Source organism: Marininema mesophilum (assembly GCF_900106775.1).
Lineage (GTDB): Bacteria > Bacillota > Bacilli > Thermoactinomycetales > DSM-45169 > Marininema > Marininema mesophilum.
This window is the reverse complement of record NZ_FNNQ01000013.1, coordinates 113,474-119,851: the sequence shown is the minus strand read 5'-3', so window position 1 is coordinate 119,851 and position 6,378 is coordinate 113,474. Positions and strand designations below refer to the sequence as shown.

Sequence of the window (6,378 nt, the reverse complement as noted above, 5' to 3'; positions counted from 1 at the left end):
GTGAAGAACCTGAATCTTCGTTCATGGACATGCCCTACGTGCTACTCTCACCATGACCGAGACATCAATGCATCCAAGAACATCTTGCAAGAAGGACTAAAGATTTTTGCGGTTGGGCAGACCGTTTAAGCTTGGAGTATATCCTGTCAGTAGACGGAGTTCCCAAGAATCCCACTGCGCCCGAAGGAAGTGCCCTTGGGGTGCTTCATGGGGTGCTTCAGCTGTGGGAGTGTCAATCGGTCGGATACTTTCATCTAGAGAATAGAGAAGGAGGACCCTTTATGACTACACCAAGTACTAGTCTCGTTCGCGAAGGCTTGGGTACAGCCTGCAATTCCACTTCCCCTGTCTGGTTCACCCTTGCAAATGGAAGGGTGGAGGAACTATATTATCCGGATCTTTCTACACCCCGTGGTCGACTCGAGCTGGCTATTTTAAATGATGCTGGAGAGTGTCTTTATGAAAGCGAAGGCATGATTCGTCTCATGGAACGTCCAGACACAGATGTCCCTCTCTTTCGTCAAGTAAATAGTGATCCGATGGGTAATTATCGCCTCAGCAAATTAGCTTTCACCGATTCCAACACAGCCTGTTTTTTGCTTCACGTCCGCTTAGAGGCCCTCCATGGTCTTCCCACGGACTATCATATAAAAGTAAAGTGGGAGACCTTTGGGGCGAATGATTCTCCTTCAACTCTCACCATCCACCCCCAAGGAGAAGGCACTTGGATTAGCAACCAAACCCAAAATGGAGTAGCCATTCTCGCCTCCTCCTCGTCTTTAATCACTGATGAACAACCAACTACTAACTCCTCTACGCAATGGGTTGGACGTGTACAAATCCCCGATGATGGAGGGTTTCGTCTCATTGTAGGCTTTGGAAACAACATAGAGGAAGCCTCGGATCAAATTCGAACTACACTTCGCCAATCATGGACCGACATCTTATCTCAATATCGTTCGGAGTGGCAAACCTATTGTAAACGCCTGAATAACATCGATGGCTGGGCCCCTCCCCTCTACTATTCCAGTCTTATGCTTCTAAAAACCTTAGAGGATAAGGAAAATCCTGGTGCCATCGCCCCCTCTCTTACACTACCGATACGTTACACAGCGGAATCCTCCTATCGATTTGCCACCGCATTTTGGAGCGCTGGGGACCATCGAAGTCCGAAAACGATTTTACGCTTTTTGAAAAGATGGCAAAATGCAGACGGTAGTTTCCCTAGCTACATCCCAGCCAATAAATCAGAGGATATAGGGACTCCCAGTCCCAAACAGACAGCCTATGCCCTTCTTCTGATCTGGCAATTGGAGGCAATCCGATCCTTTCACTCCACCGTCGTACCTGCTGTGATGTATCTATTGCAACACGGTGATCCAGATGGAATCCAAGCGGCAGATGTTCCTCTCCATCTCGCTGCTCTCCGGTGCGCGGCTGACCTTGCTCAGACAGTAGGGGAAGAAGAACATGCCCAGCTATGGTCATTAGCCATGGATCAGTGGAAGGAAAAGTCCCTCCCGCCCTCAGAAAAAGAGGAGGGTTGGGCGGCTTGGGCACGCTTGGGCATGCTTCCAGCCACACACCCCTCGCTTTTAAAAGCAGCGATGGCATACGATAACAAACGGCGGCAGATGACCCCCTATGGTGCCCTTTGGACAACTTCTGCTAATTCAGCGGACACCCCAACCCGTTTATCTGTCCGATCTGCAGGAGAACGTGGTCACTATGAACTACAGTGTGATCGAGATCCCTCCGCTTTCCTTACAGCATTAGAACAAATAGGAGGTGAGGAAGGTATACTCTCCGCCTTCCTCACCCCCCAGGGTGAAAAGATCGGAGCCACCCCCGACCCACTCACCCATGCTGAATATATCCGTCTTCTTGTCTCCCAAAGCTGGGGTAAGCCCTGTGACTTACCTCTACCCGCTTCAATGGAAGATACGGATACGGACCTTCCGATATGAGAGTAGGATTAACATCCTTTATCATAGCCTAGTGTGATGGACACACTAGGCTTACTTAGCAAACCCCTCCAAACATACAGAAAATTCCCCTACTTATATGGCACACTTATAAATGTTATATTCAACACTGTTAGTTTTTTCTCCCAAATGAAATTGTTGTTCTCCAATATAGGCCTTGGATAAGGTCCTCTTTTTTTGGTGAGGAAATAGACGTATCTAGAGATGCTAAAGTTACCTTAAAACGCAAGAATTTTGGTCATTTTATGGGTTGATAATGTAAATTATGCCTACCGAAAATATTTGATTTGTAGGAGTCCATGCAGATATAGTTATTGAAGGATTCTATTTTTATGATAGTGATAATTTTGTTTTACAATATCAATTTTTTATAAGAAGAGCAAAAATGACAGAAAATTTTATCTCTATATCACCCTCAAACTTAGTATAGTTCCATAGGAGGAATTTTTTGTCTAACCAAATCATTTATCGTTTGCTCATCGTCACTATTTCTATGAATGTTTTCGCCAGTGTCATGGCCTCATCCATGTTATCAATTGCATTTAGTGATATAGTTCGTTCCTTTAATATCAGCTATGAAACTTTGCAATGGAGGAATATTCTTTTTTTCTCTGTGTTTGCTGTTGGGCTGGCCTTCTTTGGAAAATTAGCAGATCGTATTGGAGCACGCAAGCAACTCCTTTTAGGCCTCTCTTTATTTATTGTTGCTTCTTTCATGAGTAGTCTTACAAAAAACTGGTATCTGTTTCTAAGTTTTCAAGCACTTCAAGGACTAGCAGATGCTATGATTGTTCCAACCTTGGTCATATTTATTCGTCTTTGCTTCCCAGAAAATAAAATTGGTTGGGCTTTTGGCTGGTTTTCAGGAACATTAGCTGCTGCTACACTAATAGGTCCTGCAATTGGAGGAATCCTACTTAAATACTTTCCTTGGTCCTACATTTTCTATCTATTGTCAGGATTAGCTGTCATCGCATTAATCTTTTCAAGTATTAATATCCCTCGTTCCATCTCTGAAATGAGCCGAAACAAAGTCCCTCTTCTAGGTGGAATCGGACTTCTCGTTACGGTTATTAGTTTGCAAGTTTTATTTATGGATCAAGTAGACTTAGTAGTAAAGGTGTGCTCTAGTATATTGGTGCTTTTAGGTTTAGCATCAGTGATTTTTGTTCAATTTAAAAAGAGCGGGGAGACAGCTATTCTCCCAACGGGAGTATTCCACAATCGGACTTTTATCCTAGCATGCGTTCGAGTATTCTGTATTTTCACTACCGCTAATGCAATCGCTCTCTATGCACCTAGCTATTTGCGGGATATACATGATATTCCAACGGATCAAGTTGGATGGATCATCATGGTGGATTCTATTATTGGTCTCTTGTTAGCGGGTATAGCTGGCAAATGGGCTGATTCAAGTCCTCGTATAGCTCTCACAGTGGGCATTTTATTTAGTCTTGCCGCTACGATCACTCTTGTGTTTAGTGATCGCTTTGAATATATCCTGTTATTTTGCTTGATATACCTACTACTTGGAATGGGTGGGACTATCGCTATGCCATCACAAAACAAGATTGCTTTAATGTCTGTTCCCACTGAACGAACGGGGGAATTTATGGGGTTTTTCCAACTGATCCAGTTCGGAACAGGTGCTTTTGCCGCTGGTATTTTTTCTTCCTTTATGAAGGACGTTGAACCAGATAAAATTAGCCTGTCCGGCTTTCAATCCATGCTTTTGATCGGTGCAGTATTTCAGATTGTTGCTATTATAACCATCTTTATGGATCGCCGGCCTGTTTCGTAAATTGCTATGATGGATCAGTTATTATTAGGAGGCTTGCTCCTGTGTTTTATATGTTTTCGAAACAAGCTTCCTGCTAAAACCAAGAATGTATTCCAAGAAATTGGAATTAATTTTGAGTAACACCTTTTTTATCGCTTCTGGACTTCAGTCTGGGAGCGATTTTGTTTGAACAGGCATTTTCCATATTTGTGAATCCGCCCTTCGATGGATGAACCCCACTGTGCTACATGCTATACTAAGTCGACCAATCAGTGATGGATCGTGGTATTAGTCCAGGCTGTTGATTACCTTACAATAGTTGGTAAAAGGAAACGGATTAGGTTAAAAAGAGCTTTGCCATTTACAGCTATGGCTTTGGTGAGTCGAGTAGTGGATGATCCTTGCAGAAGCAGATACGATGAGAATTCTTATCCCTAAATGCTCGTCCTTAAGCTGGAGCGATCAGTGCTTGTGCCCAATTCGCTCTCCTCTATCCCTTAATATGGTAATTGACAAACCGTGCTTTCCATTTTCAAAATTAGTCGTTAGAGGAGGCTGTAAAAGTGGGCTATGAACATCGAAAGAAAATAAAAGCCGAAGATACTAACTGGGCAGTTGAAGCCCATGGACTTGTTAAAACCTTTGGAGACAATCGTGCGGTGGATGGCGTAAATCTAAACGTACGTGCTGGCTCGATTTACGGTGTTCTTGGCCCAAATGGGGCAGGTAAGACGACAGCCATCAGGATGCTTGCAACCCTATTGCGGCCGGACGCAGGTTCAGCACAGATCTTTGGGCATGATGTGGTGAAAGAGCCGCAGATCGTACGTCAATTGATAGGAGTGACGGGTCAATATGCGTCGGTTGACGAGTCTCTCAGCGCTACTGAGAATTTGATCATCTTTTCCCGACTGCTAGGATTAGGGCGTGCAGAGGCAAGGCAAAAGGCTAGGGAGTTATTAGAGGAATTTGGTTTAACGGAAGCCGCAAAGCGTCCGCTGAAACATTTCTCAGGTGGTATGCGTCGCCGGCTGGATCTAGCAGCAAGCCTAATTGCACGACCACCGCTCATTTTCTTAGACGAACCAACTACTGGTCTAGATCCACGTACCCGAAATCAAATGTGGGACACGATCCGCCAACTGGTAAAACAAGGTTCTACCGTACTACTAACCACACAATATCTCCAAGAAGCAGATGAGCTGGCTGATCGAATCGCTGTTATCGACCGAGGCCGAGTGGTAGCGGAAGGAACCGTAGACGAGCTAAAGACGTCCGTAGGGAGTTCATCGTTGCATTTAAGAACCCAACATCCACAGGATATCGAGGAGGCTCGGCAGACTATTGAGCGGGTTCTCAAGGTTGAGTCTAATGTTTCGTCGATAGATGGGAAAATTTCAGCGCCAATAACCGACGCCGACCGGGTCACTGACCTCCTTATTTCCCTTCGTGAGGCAAACATCCATCTCGCTGAATTAAGTGTGCAGAAGCCAACCCTTGACGAGGTCTTTTTGAACCTCACTGGACATGGTTTAGAGAACCATTCCAAACAGTCAGGTGAAGTAGAGGAGGCAGCCGTATGAGTAGTCCTTCGATTCATCCAACAACCCATCACCAACTAAATAAAAGAACGAGTTTCACACAGTCGGTACGAAACTCGCTTACGATGGCCTACCGCGGTCTGTTGAAAATTCGACGCACACCGGAGCAATTGTTTGATGTCACATTCCAACCAATCATCTTCACGCTGATGTTTACCTATATCTTTGGAGGGGCTATCTCTGGGAACGTAGAGAACTATTTGCCTGTCATCATTCCTGGAATTCTCGTGCAAACCGTGATCACCACTTCCATCGTTACCGGGGTTCAACTGCGTGAGGATATGGATAAGGGTGTGTTTGATCGATTTAAGTCACTTCCCATCGCACGGATTGCGCCCTTAGCGGGTGCCCTATTAGCAGATACCATCCGTTATACTATAGCGACTGTACTCACTTTCACGATGGGGTATATTATGGGCTACCAACCCGATGGAGGACTAGGCTATGTTGCTCTTTCTGGACTTCTTGTCATCCTATGCTCCTGGGCTATTAGCTGGATTTTCGCCTTCTTCGGCGTCATTGCTCGAACAGCATCCAGTGTACAGGGGATATCGATGATTATCCTATTTCCGCTCACGTTTCTATCCAATGCTTTTGTACCGGTCAAGACCATGCCTGGCTGGCTCCAGTGGTTCGTAAATATGAACCCGATCTCCCATTTAGTTACTGCTGTGAGAGACCTTTGTAACTCTGGAACCTTTGGCTGGGACCTTACGATCTCCCTCATCGGAGCCGCTGTCATTGTCCTAATCTTTGCCCCCCTCACAGTACGTTCATATATGCGTCAGACATAGGAAAGAAGCGTATGATTTCAACTTTCCCAAAAACCCTTTGGCATTTCAAAGGACAAATTTTATATGGCGCCATACTCCGGTTATTACGTCCCTTTCCTTTCACGAAGGAAGAGCAAATTCTTCTCATATGGTCTCATTCAGATGAAGTAAAAGAAGGAGTTTAATTAATAAAACCGGCTCAAGTAGCTACCTGAGCCGGTTTCATTCTTCAAACTAAC

5 protein-coding genes are annotated in these 6,378 nt (G+C 44.9%); all 5 read left to right on the top strand.

What is annotated here, in order from left to right; genetic code table 11:
- On the top strand, positions 1–129 hold a 129-nt coding region (locus BLV90_RS12815; RefSeq protein WP_143035058.1), incomplete at its 5' end, for a zinc ribbon domain-containing protein.
- Between the two features lie 152 nt (positions 130–281).
- Positions 282–1,967, top strand: a complete 1,686-nt coding sequence (locus BLV90_RS12810) for a hypothetical protein (RefSeq protein ID WP_091741736.1) — start codon at positions 282–284, stop codon at positions 1,965–1,967.
- A 466-nt stretch (positions 1,968–2,433) separates the two neighbouring features.
- Complete coding sequence (locus tag BLV90_RS12805) at positions 2,434–3,786, top strand: MFS transporter (RefSeq protein ID WP_091741733.1); 1,353 nt, start codon at positions 2,434–2,436, stop codon at positions 3,784–3,786.
- Positions 3,787–4,328: 542 nt separating this feature from the next.
- Positions 4,329–5,348, top strand: coding sequence for an ATP-binding cassette domain-containing protein (locus tag BLV90_RS12800; RefSeq protein WP_245726354.1), 1,020 nt, complete (start codon positions 4,329–4,331; stop codon positions 5,346–5,348).
- Complete coding sequence (locus tag BLV90_RS12795; protein WP_091741731.1) at positions 5,345–6,160, top strand: ABC transporter permease; 816 nt, start codon at positions 5,345–5,347, stop codon at positions 6,158–6,160. The genes BLV90_RS12800 and BLV90_RS12795 overlap by 4 nt, the downstream gene beginning before the upstream one ends.
- Positions 6,161–6,378 lie beyond the last annotated feature (218 nt).

Excerpts from the sequence above, each read along its gene's own strand:
- BLV90_RS12810 (WP_091741736.1), top strand. The coding sequence starts at position 282 with ATGACTACACCAAGTACTAGTCTCGTTCGCGAAGGCTTGGGTACAGCC.
- BLV90_RS12795 (WP_091741731.1), top strand. The coding sequence starts at position 5,345 with ATGAGTAGTCCTTCGATTCATCCAACAACCCATCACCAACTAAATAAA.